Here is a 22,093-nt window from a genome sequence, read left to right on the forward strand (position 1 = left end):
TAGCGGGACGCAGGGGCCTGGACGCGCCAGAGCGGTCAGTCTCAGTGCTCGGGAGCGGTCTCGGCAGGATCGACCTTCTGGCCCAGCTCAGCCATGAGCTCGGTGAACCAGCTCTGGGTGATGTCGAAGGGCTTGGCTCCGGCGATCCGTGGGAAGGCGATCGCGCTGAGCCGGTCAACGTTCTCCTCGTCCTGGCCGATGACGCCGGACTCGCCCCGCAGGGCGCACTCCACAGCCAGGTCGCACATGGACTTGATGAGGTCCAGGTCCTCGGCGTTGGCATTGGTGGCACGCGAGTAGTAGCCAGACTTCTGCACCATGACCTTCTCGGCACCGATGAGGCTGGCGAAGCGCTTGGCGAACCACTGGCCGGGGTTGATGGTGTCGAGCTTGACGTGGCCGAAGGGGTCGCGCTGGACCTCCTCGCCGCGGGCCTCCATCTCCGCGATGATCTCGGGCACGCCGGCGCCCTCGGACAGGAAGATGTTGACGTTGCCCTGCTCGTCCATGATGGCCTTGAGACGCTCGGCCTCAGCAGCGAAGTCCAGCTTCATCTCGGGCAGGAAGACGGCGTGGACGTCCCAGCGCTCACGGGTCAGGCCCAGCGAGGGAGCCCACTTCTTGGTGTCCAGCAGCTCGTGGTAGCGCTTGGCGGTCTCAGCCGTGAGGTAGCCGCAGTTACGGCCCATGCACTCGTGGATGATGAGCATGCGGGGGTTGGAACGGTGCTCACCGATGACGTTGAAGGCGAAGCCAGCACCCTCCTCGGCCGCGGACCAGGCGCCCAGCGACTGACGGATCGGGATGATGTCGTTGTCGATGGTCTTGGGCAGGCCGACGACGGTGAGCTCGTAGTCGTGCTCGTGGAGGTAGGCCGCCAGGTCAGCGGCCGTGGTGTTGGTGTCGTCTCCACCGATGGTGTGCAGGACGTCCACGCCGTCCTTGCGCAGCTGCTCGGCAGCGAACTCCAGGGGGTTGACACCCTCGACCACCAGGCCGCGCTCCACCAGGTTCTTGGCGTTGGTGAGCTTGACACGCGAGTTGCCGATCGGCGAGCCGCCGAACTCACGCAGGATGCCGGCGTTCTTGCGGCCCTCCTCGTCGATGACGATGTAGTTGCCAGTGAGCAGACCGTGGTAGCCGTACTGGTAGGCGATGATCTCGACCTCAGGAGCGACCTCGGTGTAGCGCTCGATAAGGTCGCCGACAGCGGCGGACAGGCAGGGGGCGAAACCGCCCGCAGTGAGCAGGGCGACGCGACGGATCGACATCGAGAACCTTTCGGAGGAGGTAACGGTGACCCGTCCCGGGCACGTGCCACGGGACGGCAGGGCGCGGACCAGGCCGCACCAGGGCCATTCTACGCGGCCCCCGCGTCACTTACTCCTCGGACGAAGGGCCCGGCTGCGCCGTCGGCTCCTGGGGAGGCTCGGGAACCACGAGCTCAGGAGCCGGACGACCACCGGGAGCCGCCACCGGGGCGGCCGCCGGACGCCGCGCGGCCTGCTCGGCCAGCATCTGCGCAACAACCTCCTCGGCGCTGGCGTGCTCGGCGTCCATGGCCTTCTTCACGTCGGCGGCGTACAGGTCCACGTACTCCTGGCCAGACAGCGCCATGAGGCAGTACATGATCTCGTCGGTGATCGAACGCAGCACGAAGCGGTCGTTCTCCAGGCCGGTGTAGCGGGTGAAGTCCATCGGCTCACCGATGACGATGCCCACCCGGTGCCGGGTCGAGGGCACGGCCTGCCCGATGGGCTGGGCGAGGTTGGAGCCGATCATCGCCACCGGGACCACCGGCGCCCCCGTGGCCAGAGCCACACGCGCCACCCCGGTCTTGCCGCGGTAAAGCCTGCCGTCAGGGCTGCGGGTGCCCTCGGGGTAGATGCCGAAGAGCTCGCCAGCGCGCAGTCGGTCAATTCCCGCCTGGAGCGCCGCCTGGGAGGCGCGCCCGCCCGAGCGGTCCACCGGGATGGTGCCCACGGCCGTCATGAAGCTCTTCACGGCCCAGCCCTTGACACCTTTGCCGGTGAAGTAGTCGGACTTGCCGATGAAGGCGACCTCACGGTCGATGAGCAGGGGCAGGAAGAAGGAGTCGATCACCGCCAGGTGGTTGGAGGCCAGGATCGCAGGACCCTGGGCAGGGATGTTCTCCTCACCACGGATCCACGGCTGGTACAGAATCTCCATGGCCGGGCCGACTGCCGCCTTGATGCCTCGGTATCCCACGGGACCTCCTGTACTGGGTAAGACAGCGCGGTCCTGGACCGGCCGCTTGGTCGAGTCTAGCCTCAGAGCGTGGTCGCCTCCGAGATTCCGTCCTCCGCGTTCGCCGGCGCCACCCAGGCTTCCTTCGAGTCCATGGGCACGCCCCTGCAGGAGACGACCTTCGTCGTGGTCGACCTGGAGACTACCGGAGCCGGTCCGGGCTCCCACACCATCACTGAGATCGGCGCCGTGCGCGTGCGTGGCGGGCAGGTGGAGGACGAGCTGTCCACACTCGTCAACCCCGGGCGAGCCATCCCGGCACAGATCACCGTGCTCACCGGCATCACCAACGCCATGGTGGCCGGCGCCCCGCCCGTGCCCGAGGCGCTGGAGCGGTTCCTCCAGTGGGCACGGCTGTGGGAGGAGGAGACCGTCCTGGTGGCACACAACGCCCGCTTCGACGTCGGACACCTGCGTGGGGCGGCGCGTGCGCTCGAGCTCGACTGGCACGAGCCCCGCGTCCTGGACACCCTCGCCCTGGCGCGGCGGGCCTGGACGCGCAGCGAGGTCCCCAACCACCGGCTGGCCACCCTGGCCTCCTTCGTCGGTTCCCCCACCAGGCCCACGCACCGAGCGCTGGACGATGCCAGGGCCACCGTCGACGTCCTCCACGCCGCCCTGGAGGTACTCGGCCCCCTGGGAGTGACGCATCTGGAGGACCTGGCCACAGCCACAGACCCGGTGCCTGCCAGGCGCCGGGCCAAGAGCCGGCTCGCCCAGGACCTGCCGACCAGCCCGGGGGTCTACCAGTTCCTGTCCGCCGCCGGGCAGGTGCTTTACGTGGGCAGCGCCGTCGACCTGCGCCGGCGGGTGCGCTCCTACTTCACCGCCGCCGAGAAGCGCACGCGGGTGACCCAGATGCTGGATACCACCGTGCAGGTGCGCGCCATCCCCACACCTACCGAGGTTGAGGCGCGTGTGCGCGAGCTGCGGCTCATCGCCGAGCTTGACCCGCCAGTCAACCGCCGGTCACGCTCCCCGCGCCGCCAGCCCTGGCTCCACCTGGTCAGAGGTTCCCACCCTCACCTGGCCGGGACCACCGTGCTGCCCACGAGCGAGGTGGGCAGCGCCGTCGGCCCCTTCTCCTCCCGGCACTCGCTCTCGCAGGCCCAGCGCGCGGTGGAGTGTGCACTCGGGCTACGCGCCTGGCACGACCAGGCCGCGCGCAGCCAGGAGATCCTTCAGGCGCTGGCGGAGCAGATTGATCTTGTCGCGGTGCCGGCGCTGGAGCAGGTCGCCCGGCTCTCGGCGGCCGAGCGCTACGAGGAGGCAGGTCTGTGGACGACGCGCCTGCGCAGCCTGCTGGCCGCGGCCCGACGGGCGGACCAGGTGCGGCCTCTTCTGAGCTGCCCGCACCTCATCGCCGCCCGACGGCGCAGCGGCGGTAGCTGGGAGCTGGTCTGCGTGCGCTGGGGACGGCTGGCGGGGTCCGCCGTCACGCCACCGGGCGCTGACCCGCGCCCCATGGTCGCCTCGCTGCGCGCCACCGCTCAGGTGGTCAGCCGTCCCGAACGCGTGGGGCAGGACACAAGCGTGGAGGAGACCCTGGTACTGGCTGACTGGGTGCTCGACGACGGCGCCCGGCTGGTCGAGGTCGAGGGGCCCACCGAGGTGCTCACCTGGCCAGTGGGCAGCGCAGCGCGCTACCGCAAGGTGCTGGCCTCGCGCGACTGACCCGCCGCTCAGCCCGCGGCGACGACGGCGCCCGAGCGAGCCTGGAGCGCCTTGGTCACGCCCTCCTGCAGGCTCATGGGGTCCAGCGGACGAGCGACGATGGCCTGGGCACGGGCCCAGGCAGACAGCCAGGCGTCCTGGGGACGGGCCGTCAGGAGCAGGACCGGCGGACGCACGTCCAGCTCCGTGAGCAGCTCGTGGGCCAGCCCCATACCTCCCAGCTTCTTGGCCTCCGCGTCCAGCACGAGCAGGTCGAAGGGCTTCAGGCCCTGGGCCTGGCGGTCCTTGATCGCCAGGCGCACGCCCTCGGCCGTGGCCACCTCGGTCCAGCTCACCAGGGGAAGGCCCTTGGCGGGGCGACGACCGACGCCGGTGATGACCTCCTGACGCACGCTGGCGTCGTCGGAGAAGACGAGGAGCTCAAGGCGGGTGGTGGCGTCCTGGTCGGTCATAGTTCCTCCGGATGGTGCTGGCTGATGCCGTGCGGGCGGGTGCCGACGGCGCGTCGGGCGCCGTGGGTTGCGCGGTCAGTGTAATCACGATCGGCCCCTAGCACCTGCGGCCATCACAGACTATGATCAATAGCGTTCAACACCTCAGATCGTTCTATCGAACTGAGGTCGTCGCTCAACGAAAGGCAGGTCAGTCATGGCCGTGTACACGCTCCCCGAGCTCCCCTACGACTACGCCGCCCTGGAGCCCCACATCTCCGGCAAGATCATGGAGCTCCACCACGACAAGCACCACGCCACCTACGTCGCCGGCGCCAACGCCGCGCTGGAGAAGCTTCAGGCTGCTCGTGAGGCCGGCGACCACGCCGCGATCAACCTGCTGGAGAAAAACCTGGCCTTCAACCTCGGTGGCCACATCAACCACTCGATCTTCTGGAAGAACCTCTCCCCCAACGGTGGAGGCGAGCCCGAGGGCGAGCTGGCCGAGGCTATCAAGGACTCCTTCGGCTCCTTCGAGAAGTTCAAGGCGCAGTTCACCGCCAACGCACTGGGCATCCAGGGCTCGGGCTGGTCCGTGCTCGCCTATGACTCGGTGTCCGGCAAGCTGGTGACCTTCCAGCTCTTCGACCAGCAGGGCAACGTGCCCGTGGGCACCATCCCGCTGTTCCAGGTGGACATGTGGGAGCACGCCTTCTACCTCGACTACCTCAACGTCAAGGCGGACTACGTCAAGGCCATCTGGAACATCGCCAACTGGCAGGACGTCGCCGAGCGTCTGGCCACCGCGACCTCCCAGGCCTCCGGCCTCATCGTGCGCTGAGCCCAGTATCTGGCCCACCGTGACAGGGACGGGGCTGGTCACCACCTGTGGTGACCAGCCCCGTCTTGTCGTACGTGACGTCGTCGGCGCCGCGCGCCTCTGGGCGTCAGAGCTCCTGCTCGACGTCGACGACGTAGGCCTGGGCAGGTGCCGAGGCCGCGCCGTTCTCACCGGCCGAGGCCGGGATGAGGATGGCCACGCGCGAGCCCACCGGCACGCCGACCAGGCCTGTCAGGCCCGGCGCGTTCGCCATCGAGACCGTCTGAGGCTGTCCCACGTCCCAGGTTGACTGGGTCGAGGAGTTGTCCCAGGAGGTAAAGGCCATGTGCATCAGCAGCGAGGACTCAGCCGTGATCTGAGGTCCGCTGCCACGGGCTACGACGATCGTCTCCACCTCAGTCGGCTCCGCAGCGCCGTCGTTGACACTGATCGTGGCGGCCCCGCCCAGGTCCCCGCTGACCGTGATACCGCGGTCAGCCAGGGCCTGCTCGCCTTCCATCGTCGCGTCGGCCGTGCCGGCGGCCAGCTCGTCGGAGGAGCCCGTCCCTGCGATCTCGACGACGAAGACCAACGGCCCGGACACACCGTTGGAGGAGGAGTCACCATAGGCCTGGTCCGCGGGGATCGACATGACGACGCGGTCACCCACGTGCAGCCCCACCAGCCCGCAGCGCCATCCGGTGATGACCTGGTCAAGACCGAAGGTTGTCACCGACCCACGCTGGTAGGAGGAGTCGAAGACCGTGTCCGATCCCCACTGCCAGCCGGCATAGCTCACCGTGACGTAGTCAGCCTCCTTCACCTCCTCGCCGTTGCCCTGGCTCAGCGTCTTGACCGTGAGGTTGGCCGGTGCGTCCTTGCCGCTCCAGGTCAGGGTCGGCTGGTTACCGGCCTCGCCGTTGACGGTCGGCAGGGCGTCAGAGTCCTTGTCAATGGTCAGGCTGGAGCACTCCTGGACGCCAGAAGCCGTGGCTGCGGCGGTTGCCGAGGCGCTGGCCTGGGCCGAGGAGGAGCCGGAGCCCGAGCACCCGGCCAGCGTCAGGCAGGCGGTGAGGGCGAGAGCGGACAGAGTCAGTGGCGCAGGACGCACGTAGTCTCCTAGACGTTGGTGAGATGAGGTCCGGGCAGCTGGGCTCAGTGGAAGGACTCGCCGCAGGCGCAGGTGCCGACGGCGTTCGGGTTGTCGATCGTGAAGCCCTGCTTCTCGATGGAGTCCGCGAAGTCGATCGTCGCGCCGGACAGGTAGGGCACGCTCATGCGATCGACGACGACCTCAACCTCGCTCATCTCCTGCGAGCCGGTCGGGAAGGCACGGACGGCGTCGCCATCCAGCACACGCTCGTCAAAGTAGAGCTGGTAGACCAGGCCGGAGCAGCCACCGGGCTGGACGGCTACACGCAGGCGAAGGTCGTCGCGGCCCTCCTGGGCCAGCAGGCTCGCCACCTTGGCGGCAGCCACCTGGGTGAGGATGACCTCGTGCTCAGGCACCTCGGTCTGGGGGGCGTCGGTGGGGGTTGTCTCGGCCATGGTCTTCTCCTCGTTCAGGGTCGCTTCCGCAGCGGGCGCCACGGACCGCCTGTGCCAACACGGCAGCACAGTGACTTGTTCCCGCCCACCCTACGTCCTGCCACAGCCTGACCCCACGTGACGGCACTCACCGTCGCCCGCGCCAGGAGCCGGGCAGTCGGGGCTCAGGCCAGGGTGACGAGCTCGAGGTAGTCCTCGCTCCACAGGTCCTCGTCCCCGTCCGGCAGCAGGAGCACCCGGTCAGGGTTGAGCGCCTCGACCGCGCCCTCGTCGTGCGTGACCAGGACGACGGCGCCTGTGAAGGTCCCCAGCGCCCGCAGGATCTCCTCGCGGCTGGCCGGGTCGAGGTTGTTGGTCGGTTCGTCCAGCAGGAGCACGTTGGCCGAGGAGACCACGAGGATCGCCAGGGCCAGGCGGGTCTTCTCCCCGCCGGAGAGCACGGCAGCCGGCTTGTCCGCGTCCGCCCCCGAGAAGAGGAAGGAACCCAGCACGCTGCGCACCTGCGTGTCATCCATCTGCGGCGCGGCCGAGCGCAGGTTCTCCACCACCGTGCGCGAGGTGTCAATGGTCTCGTGCTCCTGGGCGTAGTAACCGATCTTGAGCCCGTGCCCGGCGATGACCTCACCGGAGTCCGGCTGCTCCACTCCCCCCAGCAGCCGCAGCAGGGTCGTCTTCCCGGCGCCGTTGAGCCCGAGGACCACCACGCGGCTGCCTCGGTCGATCGCCAGGTCCACCCCGGCAAAGACCTCCAGCGAGCCGTAGGCCTTGGACAGCCCTGTGGCACGCAGGGGCGTCTTGCCGCAAGGCGCAGGGTCAGGGAAGCGCAGGTGAGCCACCTTCTCCGCCGTGCGCTCCTCCTCCAGTCCCTCCATGAGACGGTCAGCGCGCCGCAGCATCTGCTGGGCAGCCACGGCCTTGGTGGCCTTGGCACGCATCTTCTCTCCCTGAGCGCGCAGGGCGGCGGCCTTCTTCTCAGCGTTGGCCCGCTCCTTACGACGGCGAGCCTCGTCCTCGGCACGCTGGCGCAGGTAGGCGTCCCACCCCAGGTGGTAGACGTCCAGCACCCCACGGTTGGCGTCCAGGTACATCACCTGGTTGACGGTGTCGCGCAGCAGCTCGACGTCGTGCGAGATGACGATGAAGCCACCGGCATAGGTCCGCAGGTGGTCACGCAGCCACAGGATCGAGTCGTGGTCCAGGTGGTTGGTCGGCTCGTCCAGCAGGAGGGTGTCAGGCTGCTGGAAGAGCACCCGGGCCAGCTCGACGCGTCGTCGCTGGCCACCGGACAGGGTCCCGATCTCCTGATCCAGGACCCTGTCCGGCAGGCCCAGCGCCGCTGAGATGCGTGCCGCCTCCGAGGCAGCCGCGTACCCGCCGGCCATGGTGAACTCGTGGTCGAGCCGGGTGTAGCGGTCCAGGGCCTTGGCCTGGGCGTCGCCAGAGGTGGTGGAGATCTTCTCCTCCGCCTTACGGATACGCGCCAGCAGGGCGTCGATCCCGCGGGCAGACAGGATCCGGTCCCGTGCGATCTCCGTCAGGTCACCGACCTTGGTGTCCTGGGGCAGATAGCCCACCGAGCCGTTGCAGCTGATGGTGCCCTCGTACTCCACCGCCTCCAGGCCGTGGCGCTCGTCGGCGTCGGCGACGGTGCGCGAGGTGCCCTGCGCCACCGACTGGGCGGCGAGCAGCTTGGTCATCGTCGTCTTGCCGGCGCCGTTGCGTCCCACCAGCCCGACGCGCATCCCCTTGTCCACGCGGTAGCTGGCTCCCGCGACGAGCTGACGGGCGCCGATACGCATGGTGAGGTCCTGGACGTTGATCACCCCGCCATGCTACGGGGTGGAACCAGGTGCTCCCCACCCGGTCAGTCCCACCACAGCCAGGTCCCCGGCTCCCCCCAGCTCCACTGGCGCCGGATCACGGAGATCTCGTCCGGGCAGGCCCGGGCGTCCAGGCCGTATCGTTCCTCCACCATCTGCCACACCTGCTGGCAGCAGCAGCCCTCCTCGTGATCGTCGTCGATCTCCAGATCCAGCAGGTCCGGATCTGCCACCCACAGCGCCTCGACCGTCACGCGCTCGTCACTGCGCTGAGGGCCGATGCCGTAGCCCGACAGCCGCACCCGGCCCGAGGCCGAGGCACAGGCGCGTAGGAGGCAGCCCAGGCTGGGCCCCAGGTTCTGCCGGTCCTCCAGCTGGCGGGCCGGCAAGATCTCCAGCAGGCGCCTGGCAGCCGAGGGCCCCATGTCATGGAAAGGGGTGTAGTCGTCAACAGGCCCTTCCTTGTCGATATGCCCCTGCGGAGCAATGCCAAAGCGCCCGGGGATCATGGTGGAGCGCAGCTCATCGCGCGCACCGGCAAGGACCTCCCAGACCCCGGCGCGCACGCTCCATCCCCGTGGGCCGTAGAGCCCCTCCTCCTCAGTCGCACGGCCCCCTGGCGCGGACTGCCGAGAGCTGGCGGGTGCTGCGGTGTGTACTGACATGGCTCCTCCTTGAGCGTGCGCGGCGACCTCGTGCCGCCGTCGCCACTACCGTGCCCCATCGGGCCGGCTCGCTGCAGGGCGCCTGTGGACGGTCGCTCGCCACCCTGTTGCGGGGAGCACCTGTGGAGCCCGAGCCTCTCATATCCTCGTCCGCTACCCTCGTTGGTGCGCGGGCGCCCGTCCAGCGCATTTTCGATCCTGCCCCACCCGCTGGAGACACTGTCATGGCAACCACAACCTCGAGCCCCGAGGCGATCCTCGACGCCGTCGGCGGCCCGGGCAATATCGCCCACCTCACCCACTGCGCCACCCGGCTGCGCTTTGAGCTCAACGACGCCTCGATCGTCGATACCCCGACCGTGGAGAAGATCCCAGGCGTCATGGGCGCCGTCCCACAGTCAGGCAACCGGTACCAGATCATCATCGGCGGCACCGTCCAGTCGATGTACGAGTCGATCATGGCCCTGCCCGCGATGAAGGACGCTGGCGCCACGACGGGCTCGGCCGCCAAGAGCAACGACGAGATCAAGGCCGCCGCCCGCGCCAGCGGCATCCGCGGCCGCTTTGCCTGGGTGGACTCCTTCTTCGAGTTCCTCTCTGACTCCTTCCGCCCGCTCATCGGCGCGCTGCTGGGCGCCTCGATCTTCATCACCTTCATGGCGCTCATGGGCACCCTGGGCGTCATCGGCAACTGGGCGGACTCACGTGTCACCCTGGAGCCCACCTGGGCCTACCTCAACCTGACCTGGCGGGCAGTGTTCTACTTCCTGCCCCTCATGGTCGCCTACAACGCCTCCAAGAAGCTGGGGGCGGACCCGTGGGTCGGTTTCGCGGTCATGGGCTTCACCATGCTGCCGGGCTTTGCCGCGCTGGGCCTGACTGATGCGGCCCACCAGATCACCTTCCTGGGCTCTGAGATCACGCAGGTCACCCTCTTCGGTCACCTGCCGCTGACGATCTTCGACTACAACTCCCAGGTCTTCCCGCCCCTGCTCATGGCAGCGGTGCTCGGCCCGTTGACGAAGTGGCTGAAGAAGGTCGTCCCCGCCGACGTCCAGCTCATCTTCGTGCCCTTCATCGCCATGCTCATCATGATTCCGCTCACGAGCTTCATCCTGGGCCCGATCGGCGTGTACGTGGGCGCGGGCCTGTCCAAGGTCCTGCTGGCGATCAACAACGTCAGCCCCTTCATCTTCTGCCTTCTCATCCCGCTGGCCTACCCCTTCATGGTGCCGCTGGGCCTGCACTGGCCGATCAACGCCGTCATGCTGCTCAACATCCAGCAGAACGGCTTCGACTTCATCCAGGGCCCCATGGGCGCCTGGAACTTCGCCTGCTTCGGAGCCACCGCCGGCGTGCTGGTCCTGGCCGTGCGGCACAAGGAGAAGGACATGCGCGTGACCGCCACCGGCGCCCTGTTCGCCGGACTGGTCGGCGGCATCTCCGAGCCGAGCCTGTACGGCATCCACCTGCGCTACAAGCGCATCTACCCCCGCCTGCTGGTGGGCTGCGTGGTCGGAGGCGTCATCCAGGGCGTCTTCGGCGGCGTGACCACGAACGCCTTCGTGTTCACCTCGCTGCTGACCATCCCGGCCTTCTCCAACATCCCGGTCTACGCCGTCAGCGTCCTGGCCGCCTTCTTCACTGCCATGGTGCTCGTCATCATCTCGGACTACCGCACGAGCGAGGACCGCGCCGAGGTTGACGCCATCGCCGCCCAGAACGAGGCCGACGCCGCCCTGGAGGCTGCCCAGGCTGCGGCCGCCCAGGAGCCGGCCACGACCGCCCTCACCCCTGGCGCCGTCACCGAGCTGGTGGCGCCCCTGTCCGGCACGGTCATGGCCGTCGAGGACGTCGCTGACCCGGTCTTCGCCTCCGGGGCGCTGGGCAAGGGGGCCGGCATCGAGCCGGCGGGCGACGTCGTCGTCACGGCTCCGGCCGCAGGCACCGTGGTTGTGGCGCCCTCCTCCGGCCACGCCTACGGCATCGCCCTGGACAACGGCGTCGAGATCCTGGTCCACGTGGGCATCGACACCGTCAACCTGGAGGGCCAGGGCTTCGATGTGCGGGTCAGCCAGGGGGACCGCGTGGAGGCTGGCCAGGAGCTGGTCCGGGTGGACCGTGCCGTCATTGAGGAGGCCGGCTACCCGCTGACCACCCCGGTGCTGGTGACCAACACCGCCGCTTTCGCCGACGTCGAGCTCATCGCCTCTGGTGAGGTGGCCGCCGGCCAGCCGCTGCTGCGCATCACCGCCCAGAGCGAGGAGTAACCCACCAGCGAGCCCACCAGCCCGCCTCCCCCCCCCCGCGGCCCGCCGGATCAGTTCCGGCGGGCCGCGTGCTCTTGTTACGAGTCAGTGGACCTGTCACCATGGACGTGCTGGCTGTCACAGCGTCGTGCGTCAGCACCCAGGCTCCGCCCGGCTGCCAGGGGGACGCGCTCCAAGGAGGTCACCATGTCAACCCACAGCCCTGCGTCATCATCCCGCCTGGCATCCTCAAGCCCGCTGAGCTCCCTCCCACCACGCTCCGCGGCTCCGACCTGGACTCGCAGCGTGTACTAGGTGGCGCTTGCGGCCGCCTGGCTGGTGTGGCTACCCAACCTCCTCCAGCTCCACCTGCCCGACGGCGGCTGGTCGCCCCTGTTCGTGCTCTCCCCGCTCCTGGGGCTGGTCGCCCTCGCCATGGCGCTGTGGACGCGGGCCTGGGGCAAGGCCGCGCTCGCCCTGGTCCTTGGCGTGGGGGCCTCCTGGATCCTGGTGACCGGCAGCTACCTCATCGAGATGCTCCTCGCCTCTGCCTAGAGGCAGTGCCCGGCCGGCACCCCGTCGATGCCCGGCCTGCGGCCTACCGGCGTCACTCGCGTCGTCTCAGTGCCCCTGGGCCGTGAGCGCCGGATGCTGCGGCAGCGTTTTGAGGGCGAGCGTGGCCACCAGGCAGGCAGGAGCGCCAGGGTGGCGGCTCCGGCCGCACCACCAGCCAGCATGAGGGGGAAGAAGTCTCCCCCCACGCCATCCGGCAGCCAGGCTCAGCGCTATAGGCGCCACCTTCGCCACCGCCGGTACCACGGCCAGCACATTGTCCATCACCTCGCTCTGCCCGCCCGGCAGCTCCAGCGCGTGCGTCTGCAGACCGAGCAGCCGCCAGGTCAGGACGAATGCGATGAATCCGGCCACCGAGGCACACAGCAGCGGCAGGCGGCTGGAACCCGGCGCCTGGTCCTCCTGCATCTCCTGAGGGTCCTCAGCAGCACGGTAGAAGGCTCCGGCGGGCGGCGAGCCGTAGAAACCGGACAAGGCTGCGGCGCTGCCGGCCGCAGCAGGGCCAGGAGCACGCCACCGGTCATGACGACGACGGCGATGTACCAGCCGGAGGCCTCATGAAACCACACCAGGTGCTGCAGGCCCCGCATGAGGGCGAAGGTCAGCGCCGTCACCGCCCCGGCGAGCAGGCCGTAGGAGACCGCGACCGTATAGGTCCGCGGGGTCGCTCCGCCGCTCATCTCAGCTCCTGACCCGTAGCTCCCAGAAGGCGACGGCGGCTGCCGCAGCCACGTTGAGGGAGTCCACGGCTCCGGCCATCGGGATGCGCACGACGGCGTCGGCCGCCGCGATCGTGCGCGGCGCGAGTCCGTCCCCCTCGGTCCCCAGTACCACGGCCACGCGCGAGTCCGCCCCGCTACAAGCCGGGGAGGCGGAGAACTCCCCCAGGCTCACCGAGTCCTCACTCAGTGCCAGGGCCGCCACGGTGAATCCTCCGGCGTGCAGCTCGTCCAGGGCCGGCCAGTGGTCGATCCGCGTCCACGGGACCTGGAAGACCGTTCCCATCGAGACCCGCACGCTGCGCCGGTACAGAGGGTCGGCGCAGTGCGGGGTCACCAGCACGGCGTCGATCCCCAGGGCGGCGGCGCTGCGGAAGGCGGCGCCGACGTTGGTGTGATCCACCAGGTCCTCCAGCACCGCCACGCGCCTAGCCCCCGCTCCCCCGCGCGCCGAGGCGAGGAGCTCGCCGACGCTGGGAAGAGCAGGCCGGTTCATCGCCGCCAGGGCGCCACGGTGAAGGTGGAAGCCCGTGATCGACTCCAGCAAGGGCTCAGGTGCGATGAAGACCGGGACGCCCCCGCCGTCGTCACGCCCCTGGCAGCCGGTAGCGGCGGCGATGACGGGACGCAGCTCGTCGTACCAGCGCGGCGCCATGAGGAAGGAGCGCGGGGCGTGCCCAGCCTCCACGGCACGCACGATCACCTTGGAGGACTCGGCCATGTACAGGCCGCGCTCGGTCTCCAGACGGCGCCGCAGGGCGACGTCAGTCAGGCTCGTGTAATCGGCCAGGCGGGGGTCGTCGACGTCGTCGAGCTCGATGATCACGCCCGGTCCCCTGACGCCGCGCTCTCCTCGTCCGCCGGGCCGGAGAACTGGCTCTGGTAGAGCTCGAAATAGGCACCGTGACGCGCCATGAGCTCGTCATGGCTGCCCTGCTCCACGATGTCACCGTGCTCCATGACCAGGATGACGTCGGCATCGCGGATCGTGGACAGGCGGTGAGCGATGACGAAGCTCGTCCGTCCCTGCCGCAGCCCCACCATGGCCTTTTGCACCAGCAGCTCGGTGCGTGTGTCCACCGAGCTGGTGGCCTCATCCAGGACGAGGATCTGCCGGTCGGCCAGGAAGGCACGGGCGATGGTGATCAGCTGCTTCTCACCGGCCGAGACCCCAGAGCCGGAATCGTCGATCACTGTGTCGTAGCCCTGGGGCAGGGCGCGGATGATGTGGTCGACGCTGGCCGCCCTGGCCGCAGCGAGCACCTGCTCCTGGCTCGCGCTGGCCGCCCCGAAGGTGATGTTCTCGCGGATCGTGCCCTCGAAGAGCCAGGTGTCCTGGAGGACCATGCCGATCTGCTCACGCAGCTCGCCCCGTGCCACATCGCGGTTGTCCACGCCGTCCAGGCTGATGGTGCCGGACTGGGGATCGTAGAAGCGCAGCAGCAGGTTGACCAGGGTGGTCTTGCCCGCGCCCGTCGGGCCGACGATCGCCACCGTCTGACCAGGCTCGACCGTGAGGTTGAGGTCCGTGATGAGCTCGGTGTCCGGGGTGTAGGAGAAGCGGACGTGGTCAAAGACCACGCGACCGCACACCCGCTCAGGCAGCAGGCGGTCCTGGGTGTCCTCGCTCTCCTCGGGTGCGTCCAGCACCTCGAAGACCCGCTCGGCGCTGGCCGCGCCGGACTGCAGGAGGTTGGCCATGGAGGCCAGCTGCGTGATGGGCTGGGTGAACTGCTGGGAGTACTGGATGAAGGCCTGCACATCTCCCAGCGTCATCGCTCCCTGCGTGATGCGGATACCACCAACCACCGCGATGATGACGAAGTTGAGGTTGGAGACCACACGCATCGCCGGCTGGATGGTCCCCGAGATCCACTGGGCCTTGTAGGAACCCTCGTACAGGCGGTTGTTGGCCTGCTCGAACAGGTCCGCGAAGGTCTCCTCCGAGTTGAACAGCGCCACGGCCTCGTGCCCGGTGAAGGCCTCCTCCACCACGCCCGAGACCTCACCGGTGGCCTTCCACTGCTGGGTGAAGTGCGGCTTGGCCTGGCGCGCGATGAGGACGGAGATGATCATCGCCAGCGGGATGGTCACCACTGCCACCAACGTCAGCTGCCAGGAGACGGTGAGCATCATCGCGAAGACGCCGATGACGGTGATGATGGAGTTGAAGGCCTGGGACAGGGTCTGCTGGAGGGTCTGGGAGACGTTGTCGACGTCGTTGGTGACCCGGGAGAGCATGTCGCCGCGGCTGCCACGGTCGATGTAGGACAGCGGCACCCGGGCCAGCTTGGCCTCGACCTCTCCACGCATCCGGCTCGCCGTGCGCTGGACGACGCCGGCCAGGATACGTCCCTGGAGCCACAGGAAGACCGCCGAGGTGAGGTAGAGGGCCAGTACCTGGGCCAGCACGATGAGCAGGGCGCGCGTGTCCAGCCCCTGACCCACGACCACGTCGTAGGCCGAGAGCATGGAGACGTAGGTGTCCTGCCCGGCGGCGCGCAGGGCGGCCACGAGCTGGTCCCCACTCATCCCGGCCGGAAGCCCCAGGTGTCCCAGCAAGGTACCGATGACGCCTTCGAAGATGAGGTTCGTGGCGCGTGCCAGCACCTTGGGAGCCAGCACGTTGAGCACCACGGAGACGGCTGTCAGGGCGATGACCAGGCCGATCCGCCAGCGCTCAGGACGCAGCTCGTGGATGAGCCGCTTCCAGGTGGCGGAGAAGTTGCGCGCCTTCATCCCCGGCGCGAGGGTACGGGGTCCGGGTCCGGCGCTCATGCTGCCTCCTCCGCGCTGATCTGGGACAGGACGATCTCGGCGTAGGTCGGGCAGGTGTCCATGAGCTCCTCATGGCGTCCGATGCCGACCACGTGCCCCTCGTCAAGGACCACGATCTGGTCCGCTCCGCGGATCGAGGCCACGCGCTGAGCCACCACCAGCAGGGTGGCCCCGTCAGTGGCCTCCGGCAGGCCCGCACGCAGACGTGCGTCCGTGGCGTAGTCCAGGGCCGAGAAGGAGTCGTCGAAGATGTAGACGCCGGCCGGGCGCACCAAGGCCCGGGCGATGGCCAGCCGCTGGCGCTGGCCACCGGAGAAGTTGACGCCTCCCTGGTCCACCTCGTGGTCCAGGCCGTCGTCGAGCTGGCGGACGAAGTCGGCCGCCTGGGCGGCCTCCAGGGCCGCCCACAGCTCATCGTCCGTGGCGTCGCTCTTGCCGTGGCGCAGGGTAGAGCGGATCGTGCCGGAGAACAGGAAGGCCTTCTGCGGCACCGTGGCCACAACCGAGCGCAGCTCGGCGAGGTCGAGGTCACGCACGTCGACGCCGTCGATGCTCACCCGCCCCTCGGTGGCGTCCAGGAGCCGGGGCAGCAGGCCCACCAGCGTGGTCTTGCCCGATCCTGTGGAGCCGATGACGGCCGTCATCGTGCCGGGAGCCATCTCTAGGTCGATCTCGGCCAGGACTCGCGAGGCCGCCCCGGGGTAACGGAAGGTGACCTTGTCCAGACGCACGCGGCGTCCTCGGCCCGGACCCTCGGCGGCCGGCAGCGTCTGAGGGCTGGCCGGGGAGGAGATCGCCGGGTGGACGGCCATGACCTCACCGATGCGGTCAGCAGCCACCTGGGCACGTGGCAGGAGGGTGACCAGCATGACGGCGATGAGGACGGAGAAGAGGATCTGCATGATGTAATTGAGGAAGGCGGTCAGGTCGCCCACCTCCATGCCGCCCGAGGAGATGCGCTGTCCCCCGAACCACATGACGGCGATCGTGGCCAGGTTCATGATGAGCATGACGCTCGGCATGAGCAGGGCGAAGAGCCGGCCGATCGCCAGGGACGTCGTCGTCAGGTCCTGGTTGGCCCGGTCAAAGACCTCCCGGCGCTGGCGCTGGCGCACGAAGGCGCGGATGACGCGCACGCCCTGGATCTGCTCGCGCATGACGAGGTTGACGCGGTCGATGCGCGACTGCATCGACTTAAAGTGTGGCAGCAGCCGACTCATCAGCAGCCCGACCACCACGAGCAGCAGAGGGATGAGGACCAGCAGCAGGGCGGACAGCGGGGCGTCCACGCGCAGGGCCATGATCGTGCCGCCCACGAGCATGATCGGTGCCATGAGCATCATGGAGGCGATCATGAAGACGACCATCTGGATCTGCTGGACGTCATTGGTGGAGCGGGTCACCAGCGAGGGAGCGCCGAAGCGCGAGACCTCCTCGGTGTTGAAGCGCTGGACGTGGTTGAAGACGTCAGCGCGCATCGCCCGGCCCAGTCCCATGGAGGCCTTGGCCGCTAGGTAGGTACCGATCACCGCGGAGACTCCCTGAAGCGCGGTGATTGCGAGCATCTGCCCGCCCAGCACCCAGATCCGGTCCGTGTCCCCGGCCACCACGCCGTCGTTGATGATGTCAGCGTTGAGCGTGGGAAGGGACAGGGCGGCGATCGTCTCCACGACCTTGAGAGCCAGGACTGCGAGCAGCGAGGGCCAGTACGGCCTCAGATAGTGACGCAGAGTTCGAAAGAGCACAGCGGGCAGGCTAGAGCACTCACCTGACGATTTCCTGAGCACTCCGGCCCTGCCCACCGTGATCTGGCAGTCAGTCCTTAGTGAGCGGCGTGGGAGCCGCCTGTCGGACGCTCCTCCGTGGCCTCCTGGGAGGCCGAGGCCACCTCGCCACGTGCCTGGGCCAGGGCCTCCTCCGGGGTCTGGAGGTTCGTCTCGGCCAGGTCAGAGGCGATGGACAGGGCGTCGTCCATACCGGACAGGTCGACTCCCACCTCATCCGCACTCTCGGGAGCCGCGGGCGAGCCGCCAGACTTGCCGCCCAGGGCACCGGCGATCCCGTCCAGGGCAGCCGTGAACTCGGTCGGCACGATCCACATCTTGGAGGAGTTGCCGTTGGCGATCTTGGGCAGGGTCTGCAGGTACTGGTAGGCCAGCAGCTTGGGGTCAGCGTTGCCGCGGTGAATGGCGTCAAAGACCTGCAGGATCGCGCGGGACTCACCCTGAGCCTTCAGGATGGCGGACTGGGCCTGGCCCTCAGCACGCAGGATGGCGGACTGCTTGTCACCCTCGGCGGTGAGGATCTGGGACTGCTTGACACCCTCGGCGGTCAGGATCGCGGCACGACGGTCACGCTCGGCGCGCATCTGCTGCTCCATGGCACCCTGGATGGAGGCCGGCGGATCGATCGACTTCAGCTCGACGTTGGACACGCGGATGCCCCAGCGTCCGGTGGCCTGGTCCAGCACCCCGCGCAGCTGGCCGTTGATCTGGTCGCGGCTGGTCAGCGTCTGTTCCAGGTCCATGGCGCCGATGACGTTACGCAACGTAGTCACCGTCAACTGCTCAATGGCCTGCAGATAGCTGGCGATCTCGTAGGTGGCGCGCTTGGGGTCGGTGACCTGGTAGTAGATGACCGAGTCAATGGACACCACGAGGTTGTCGGAGGTGATCACCGGCTGGGGCGGGAAGGAGACGACCTGCTCACGCAGGTCCACCGTCGAGCGCACCCGGTCGATGAAGGGGACAAGGAAGTGCATGCCAGCGCCGTACTCGGCCTGGAACTTGCCCAGACGCTCCACGATGATCGCGTAGGACTGCGGCACGATCCGCACTGCCTTGGCGATAGCGACGATGACGAACAGGGCCACGAGGGCCAGGACAACAAGAGGGACGATCTGCAGTCCCGCGAATGAACTCATGAGGAGCCTTTCAGGCAGTGCGGTGGTCAGGACGTGGTCAGGGCTTGAGGATCGAACCGGTCAGGGCATCGCTCTCATACGGGCTGGACGACGGCGACGGCCCCGTCGATGGCGACGACGCGTACCTGGGCACCGGTAGCCAGCCGCGCCTCCTGGGGACCAGAACGCGCCGGGTCCGGGTCAGCCAGGCGCGCGCTCCACTCCTCACCTCCCAGCCGTACTCGTCCTCCGTGGGCGTCGACGACGGTGAGAGCAACCGCCTCACGGCCCACCAGGGCCTCGGCGTTGGTACGCATGTCCGGCGTGGTCGCCCGCAGGTGCCGCTTGGCCCAGGGACGGACCAGGACGAGCAGCAACGTGGACACCAGGGCGAAGACGACCACCTGCAGCCAGAAGGGTCCGCCCAGCGCCGCCGTCACCGCCGCTCCGAGCGCTCCCCCGGCGAACATGAGGAAGGTCAGGTCCACGGTCAGGGTCTCAATCACCCCCAGGACGAGGGCGCCTCCAACCCACCACAACCAGTCCATCAGGGCCTCCTTGCTCGCTCGTGCGTGTCTTGAGGGTTCAGGGTCTGTCTAGTGCCTGCCTGAGCGGACGCCCAGCAGGTCCTTGCCGCGTGCGGCGTAGCGGCCCCGGTCCACCGTGACCTCCAGGGGCAGGCCGAAGGTGGTGGACATGACCTCGTCGGTCAGGACCTCCTCCAGGGGACCCTGCCCCGCGATCATTCCCTCGCGCAGGGCCAGGGCGTGGGTGAATCCGACCGGGATCTCCTCCAGGTGGTGGGTCACCAGCACCATGGTGGGCGAGCCGGGAGCCGAGATGATCTCGCTCAGGGCCGCCAGAAGCAGCTCACGTCCTGCCACGTCCAGGCCCGAGGCCGGCTCGTCCAGGATGAGCAGCTCGGGGTCGGGCATGAGTGCGCGTGCGATCTCCACGCGCTTGCGCTCACCGGAGGACAGGCTGCCCCAGCGGCGGTCCGCCAGCTCCTGCACGCCGAGCGCGCCCAGCAGCGCGTGGGCGCGCTCACGGTCGAAGTCGTCATACTCCTCGCGCCACACACCGATCGTGCCGTAGGAGGCGGACAGCACCACGGACTCCACGGTCTCGCTCTCCAGCACGGACTGCGCCAACGCCGAGGAGGTCAGCCCGATGCGCGGGCGCAGCTCAGTCACGTCCACACGCCCCATGCGCTCGCCGAGCACGTCCACCGTGCCTGAGGAAGGGAAGAGCCTGGCTGCGGCGATACGGGAGATCGTGGTCTTTCCCGCACCGTTGGGGCCCAGCAGCACCCAGTGCTGCCCCTCGGTGACGCTCCAGGTCACATGGGACAGGATCTGGTGACTGCCACGGTGGAGGCAGACGTCGTCGAGGTGCAGCACGCTGGTCATGGCCCCACCCTATCGTGCGGACGTGACCTGGGTCCCACACCTGACAGGGCGTGGGACCCAGGTCACGTCCGCGCTGGTCCTCCTCGTTAGGCTCCCGCCCATGTCCCCTCTGGTTCTTCCCGTGAGCGTCCTGCTCGCCCTGTGGGCGCCTGTCCCCTCCTCGATCGGGCTGGCCCTGGTCCAGGGGCCCGACGCCGTGCACGAGGTCGCGGACCCAGGACCTGGCGGTCTCGGGCTCGTCAGCCTGGAGACATGGCTCGCGCGCACTGGCGCGCTGCGACGCTGCGCCGCGGTCCTGCCGAGCCCGGCAGATCCCCTGCCCGGCCTGGCAGCCGCGCTGGAGGCTGGCGAGGGCGTACTGGTTGAGACCGCAACCCGGCGCCTGCTGCTGGTCCCGCAGCCCTCCGGGGCCTCGGTGCACTGGCACGCCGAGGAGCTCACCGCCGCCGTCCCACCCTTTGACGCCGCCCACGCGCGTCGCGCCACCTACCAGGCCACCGAGGAGGCCATCACGGCACTGACCGAGCTGGACCTGGCTCGCGAACGCCCCGATCTGGCTGAGGAGCTCACCGACCTCATCACCGCGGTCCTAGACCCCCGTCTCATCCCGCCGTCGCTAGAGCCTCGCCGTCGTGAGCTGCTGGAGCGGTCCCTGCGGCTAGCGGCGATCTGCGAGCTTGCTCTGAGTGACGACGGCGCCGCGGCGACGGCGGCGCAGGCCCAGCGGCGCCGACAGGTCCTGCGCCCTCTGCTGGCTGTGGCGCGCCAGGGCGTGGCCGCAGCGACCGAGAGCTGGGCCGTGTAGGAGCGCAGCCCTGCTCGGTTGCCAGCAGCCCCTCAGCCCTTGGGGTGGGCCAGCGCCCACTCGTAGACGTCCATGGTCTGGGTGGCAATCGCGGACCAGGAGAAGTGCTCCTCAACGCGCCGTCGGGCCGCTGCCCCCATCCGGGAGGCAAGCTCGGCATCCGTGACCAGCGCGGTCAGGCGCTCAGCCAGGTCGGCCGCGAAGCGCTCGGGGTCCGTCGGCGTGCCGGTGCCGTCGGTGAGCTGGTCGATTGGCACGAGGTAACCGGTCTCGCCGTCGACGATGACGTCCGGGATGCCGCCGGTGGCCGAGCCGACCACCGGCAGGCCCATCGCCATGGCCTCCAGGTTGACGATGCCCAGCGGCTCGTAGACCGAGGGGCACACGAAGACGTCGGAGGAGGCCAGCACAGCCTGCAGCTCACGGTGGGGCAGCATCTCCTCGATGAGGATGACGCCGGTCCGCGTGGCCTGGAGCCCGGCCACAGCCTGATCAACCTCCGCCTTGATCTCCGGGGTGTCCGGGGCGCCGGCGCACAGGATGACCTGGACCTGCTCGGGCAGCTGGGCGACGGCGCGCAGCAGGTGGGGCAGCCCCTTCTGGCGCGTGATACGGCCGACGAAGACGATCGTGGGCCGGCCGGTCTCGATCCCGAAGCGGGCGCGTACCTGGGCCGCCAGGTCCTCGAAGGCGGGATCGGTGGGACGGGCCCAGTCGGCCAGGTCAATGCCGTTGTGGACGACCTTGACACGCTGCGGGTCCACAGCCGGGTAGGAGCGCAGGATGTCCTCACGCATGCCGTGGGAAACGGCGATGACGGCGCTGGCCCCCTCGTAGGCCTGAGCCTCGGCCCAGGAGGACAGGGCGTAGCCACCGCCGAGCTGCTCGGCCTTCCACGGGCGCATCGGCTCCAGGGAGTGGGCCGAGACCACGTGAGGAATGCCGTGCAGCAGGCCAGCCAGGTGACCGGCCAGGTTGGCGTACCAGGTGTGGGAGTGGACGATGTCAGCCCCTTCCACGTCCGCCACCATGGTCAGGTCCACCCCGAAGGTGCGCAGCGCCGCGTTGGCGCCAGCCAGCTCCGGCAGCTCGGCGTAGCCGGTGACCCCAGGATCGGCGCCCTCGGTACCAGGCTCGCGAGGGCCACCAAAGGCGTGGACCCGCACGTCCGCCACCGGACGCAGGACCTTGGCCAGCTCATTGACGTGGACGCCGGCACCGCCGTAGATGAAGGGCGGGTACTCCTTGGTCAGCAGGTCGACCCTCATGGTCCTCATCTCTTCCTCGTGGGGCACTGCGGGTGCCAGGGTGGGTATCGAGTCGTGGTGAGCGGCCGAGCGGGTGGCAGGCAACGCCGTCGGCCCTCCCCTCAGACGGTATCGGCTCTGGCGCCCCGCCGTGCCGCTTTCGTCCGGACGAAAGCGTTCACCAT

Annotated in this window: 20 protein-coding genes; 5 read left to right on the forward strand and 15 right to left on the reverse strand. The window is 69.0% G+C overall.

The window, feature by feature from the left end:
• Positions 1–41 precede the first annotated feature (41 nt).
• Together CYJ26_RS01545 and CYJ26_RS01550 are read right to left on the reverse strand one after the other, a co-directional pair.
• A complete protein-coding gene (locus CYJ26_RS01545) occupies positions 42–1,271 on the reverse strand; it encodes a pyrophosphate--fructose-6-phosphate 1-phosphotransferase (protein WP_101637809.1) in 1,230 nt (409 codons plus the stop codon).
• Between the two features lie 109 nt (positions 1,272–1,380).
• A complete protein-coding gene (locus CYJ26_RS01550; RefSeq protein ID WP_024034963.1) occupies positions 1,381–2,229 on the reverse strand; it encodes a lysophospholipid acyltransferase family protein in 849 nt (282 codons plus the stop codon).
• A 69-nt stretch (positions 2,230–2,298) separates the two neighbouring features.
• Here CYJ26_RS01550 and CYJ26_RS01555 point away from each other — a divergent pair, with 69 nt between their 5' ends.
• Entirely contained in the window at positions 2,299–3,942 is a 1,644-nt protein-coding gene (locus tag CYJ26_RS01555) for a DEDD exonuclease domain-containing protein (protein WP_006549599.1), read from the forward strand.
• Between the two features lie 8 nt (positions 3,943–3,950).
• Here CYJ26_RS01555 and CYJ26_RS01560 read toward each other — a convergent pair whose 3' ends face one another.
• The gene (locus tag CYJ26_RS01560) at positions 3,951–4,394 is read right to left on the reverse strand and encodes a response regulator (RefSeq protein ID WP_006549598.1); all 444 of its coding nucleotides are present in this window, start codon (positions 4,392–4,394) and stop codon (positions 3,951–3,953) included.
• A gap of 196 nt (positions 4,395–4,590) precedes the next feature.
• Here CYJ26_RS01560 and CYJ26_RS01565 point away from each other — a divergent pair, with 196 nt between their 5' ends.
• Positions 4,591–5,214: a superoxide dismutase gene (locus CYJ26_RS01565; RefSeq protein WP_006549597.1), complete on the forward strand. Its 624-nt coding sequence runs from the start codon at positions 4,591–4,593 to the stop codon at positions 5,212–5,214.
• Between the two features lie 106 nt (positions 5,215–5,320).
• On the opposite strand, the gene CYJ26_RS01570 is transcribed toward CYJ26_RS01565, so the two are convergent.
• From CYJ26_RS01570 to CYJ26_RS01585, 4 genes are all read right to left on the reverse strand, one after another.
• Entirely contained in the window at positions 5,321–6,304 is a 984-nt protein-coding gene (locus CYJ26_RS01570; RefSeq protein WP_006549596.1) for an FKBP-type peptidyl-prolyl cis-trans isomerase, read from the reverse strand.
• A gap of 44 nt (positions 6,305–6,348) precedes the next feature.
• Positions 6,349–6,741: a HesB/IscA family protein gene (locus CYJ26_RS01575; RefSeq protein ID WP_024034975.1), complete on the reverse strand. Its 393-nt coding sequence runs from the start codon at positions 6,739–6,741 to the stop codon at positions 6,349–6,351.
• Positions 6,742–6,905: 164 nt separating this feature from the next.
• The gene (locus CYJ26_RS01580; protein WP_006549594.1) at positions 6,906–8,564 is read right to left on the reverse strand and encodes an ABC-F family ATP-binding cassette domain-containing protein; all 1,659 of its coding nucleotides are present in this window, start codon (positions 8,562–8,564) and stop codon (positions 6,906–6,908) included.
• Between the two features lie 41 nt (positions 8,565–8,605).
• Complete coding sequence (locus CYJ26_RS01585) at positions 8,606–9,226, reverse strand: hypothetical protein (protein WP_040319865.1); 621 nt, start codon at positions 9,224–9,226, stop codon at positions 8,606–8,608.
• A 224-nt stretch (positions 9,227–9,450) separates the two neighbouring features.
• On the opposite strand from CYJ26_RS01585, the gene CYJ26_RS01590 reads away from it, so the two are divergent.
• On the forward strand, positions 9,451–11,496 hold the full coding sequence (locus tag CYJ26_RS01590) for a glucose PTS transporter subunit IIA (RefSeq protein ID WP_101637810.1): 2,046 nt from the start codon (positions 9,451–9,453) through the stop codon (positions 11,494–11,496).
• Positions 11,497–11,790: 294 nt separating this feature from the next.
• A complete protein-coding gene (locus CYJ26_RS01595; RefSeq protein WP_101637811.1) occupies positions 11,791–12,030 on the forward strand; it encodes a hypothetical protein in 240 nt (79 codons plus the stop codon).
• A 66-nt stretch (positions 12,031–12,096) separates the two neighbouring features.
• Here CYJ26_RS01595 and CYJ26_RS01600 read toward each other — a convergent pair whose 3' ends face one another.
• The 7 genes from CYJ26_RS01600 to CYJ26_RS01630 form a co-directional block, all read right to left on the reverse strand.
• Positions 12,097–12,522 (reverse strand): hypothetical protein, encoded by a 426-nt coding sequence (locus CYJ26_RS01600; RefSeq protein WP_101637812.1) that lies wholly within the window; start codon positions 12,520–12,522, stop codon positions 12,097–12,099.
• A 207-nt stretch (positions 12,523–12,729) separates the two neighbouring features.
• Complete coding sequence (locus tag CYJ26_RS01605; protein ID WP_006549588.1) at positions 12,730–13,593, reverse strand: TrmH family RNA methyltransferase; 864 nt, start codon at positions 13,591–13,593, stop codon at positions 12,730–12,732.
• Positions 13,590–15,545: an ABC transporter transmembrane domain-containing protein gene (locus CYJ26_RS01610; RefSeq protein ID WP_048683984.1), complete on the reverse strand. Its 1,956-nt coding sequence runs from the start codon at positions 15,543–15,545 to the stop codon at positions 13,590–13,592. The genes CYJ26_RS01605 and CYJ26_RS01610 overlap by 4 nt, the downstream gene beginning before the upstream one ends.
• Positions 15,542–17,290 (reverse strand): ABC transporter ATP-binding protein, encoded by a 1,749-nt coding sequence (locus CYJ26_RS01615; protein ID WP_006549586.1) that lies wholly within the window; start codon positions 17,288–17,290, stop codon positions 15,542–15,544. The genes CYJ26_RS01610 and CYJ26_RS01615 overlap by 4 nt, the downstream gene beginning before the upstream one ends.
• Before the next feature lie 77 nt (positions 17,291–17,367).
• On the reverse strand, positions 17,368–18,468 hold the full coding sequence (locus tag CYJ26_RS01620; RefSeq protein WP_006549585.1) for an SPFH domain-containing protein: 1,101 nt from the start codon (positions 18,466–18,468) through the stop codon (positions 17,368–17,370).
• Between the two features lie 74 nt (positions 18,469–18,542).
• A complete protein-coding gene (locus CYJ26_RS01625) occupies positions 18,543–18,995 on the reverse strand; it encodes an NfeD family protein (protein ID WP_006549584.1) in 453 nt (150 codons plus the stop codon).
• Between the two features lie 48 nt (positions 18,996–19,043).
• Positions 19,044–19,856: an ABC transporter ATP-binding protein gene (locus CYJ26_RS01630; protein ID WP_101637813.1), complete on the reverse strand. Its 813-nt coding sequence runs from the start codon at positions 19,854–19,856 to the stop codon at positions 19,044–19,046.
• 100 nt (positions 19,857–19,956) lie between these two features.
• Here CYJ26_RS01630 and CYJ26_RS01635 point away from each other — a divergent pair, with 100 nt between their 5' ends.
• The gene (locus CYJ26_RS01635) at positions 19,957–20,661 is read left to right on the forward strand and encodes a hypothetical protein (protein WP_101637814.1); all 705 of its coding nucleotides are present in this window, start codon (positions 19,957–19,959) and stop codon (positions 20,659–20,661) included.
• Between the two features lie 32 nt (positions 20,662–20,693).
• On the opposite strand, the gene glgA is transcribed toward CYJ26_RS01635, so the two are convergent.
• Entirely contained in the window at positions 20,694–21,929 is a 1,236-nt protein-coding gene (gene glgA, locus CYJ26_RS01640) for a glycogen synthase (RefSeq protein ID WP_101637815.1), read from the reverse strand.
• Between the last annotated feature and the right edge of the window lie 164 nt (positions 21,930–22,093).

The organism is Actinomyces urogenitalis (assembly GCF_002861525.1).
GTDB classification, from domain to species: Bacteria; Actinomycetota; Actinomycetes; order Actinomycetales; family Actinomycetaceae; genus Actinomyces; species Actinomyces urogenitalis.

Bases quoted from the DNA above. Each gene is read 5' to 3' on its own strand.
- CYJ26_RS01590 (WP_101637810.1), top strand. From the start codon at position 9,451: ATGGCAACCACAACCTCGAGCCCCGAGGCGATCCTCGACGCCGTCGGC.
- CYJ26_RS01610 (WP_048683984.1), bottom strand. From the start codon at position 15,545: ATGAGCGCCGGACCCGGACCCCGTACCCTCGCGCCGGGGATGAAGGCG.
- CYJ26_RS01635 (WP_101637814.1), top strand. From the start codon at position 19,957: ATGTCCCCTCTGGTTCTTCCCGTGAGCGTCCTGCTCGCCCTGTGGGCG.
- CYJ26_RS01565 (WP_006549597.1), top strand. From the start codon at position 4,591: ATGGCCGTGTACACGCTCCCCGAGCTCCCCTACGACTACGCCGCCCTG.
- CYJ26_RS01585 (WP_040319865.1), bottom strand. From the start codon at position 9,226: ATGTCAGTACACACCGCAGCACCCGCCAGCTCTCGGCAGTCCGCGCCA.
- CYJ26_RS01560 (WP_006549598.1), bottom strand. From the start codon at position 4,394: ATGACCGACCAGGACGCCACCACCCGCCTTGAGCTCCTCGTCTTCTCC.
- CYJ26_RS01625 (WP_006549584.1), bottom strand. From the start codon at position 18,995: ATGGACTGGTTGTGGTGGGTTGGAGGCGCCCTCGTCCTGGGGGTGATT.
- CYJ26_RS01630 (WP_101637813.1), bottom strand. From the start codon at position 19,856: ATGACCAGCGTGCTGCACCTCGACGACGTCTGCCTCCACCGTGGCAGT.
- CYJ26_RS01575 (WP_024034975.1), bottom strand. From the start codon at position 6,741: ATGGCCGAGACAACCCCCACCGACGCCCCCCAGACCGAGGTGCCTGAG.
- glgA (WP_101637815.1), bottom strand. From the start codon at position 21,929: ATGAGGGTCGACCTGCTGACCAAGGAGTACCCGCCCTTCATCTACGGC.
- CYJ26_RS01545 (WP_101637809.1), bottom strand. From the start codon at position 1,271: ATGTCGATCCGTCGCGTCGCCCTGCTCACTGCGGGCGGTTTCGCCCCC.
- CYJ26_RS01620 (WP_006549585.1), bottom strand. From the start codon at position 18,468: ATGAGTTCATTCGCGGGACTGCAGATCGTCCCTCTTGTTGTCCTGGCC.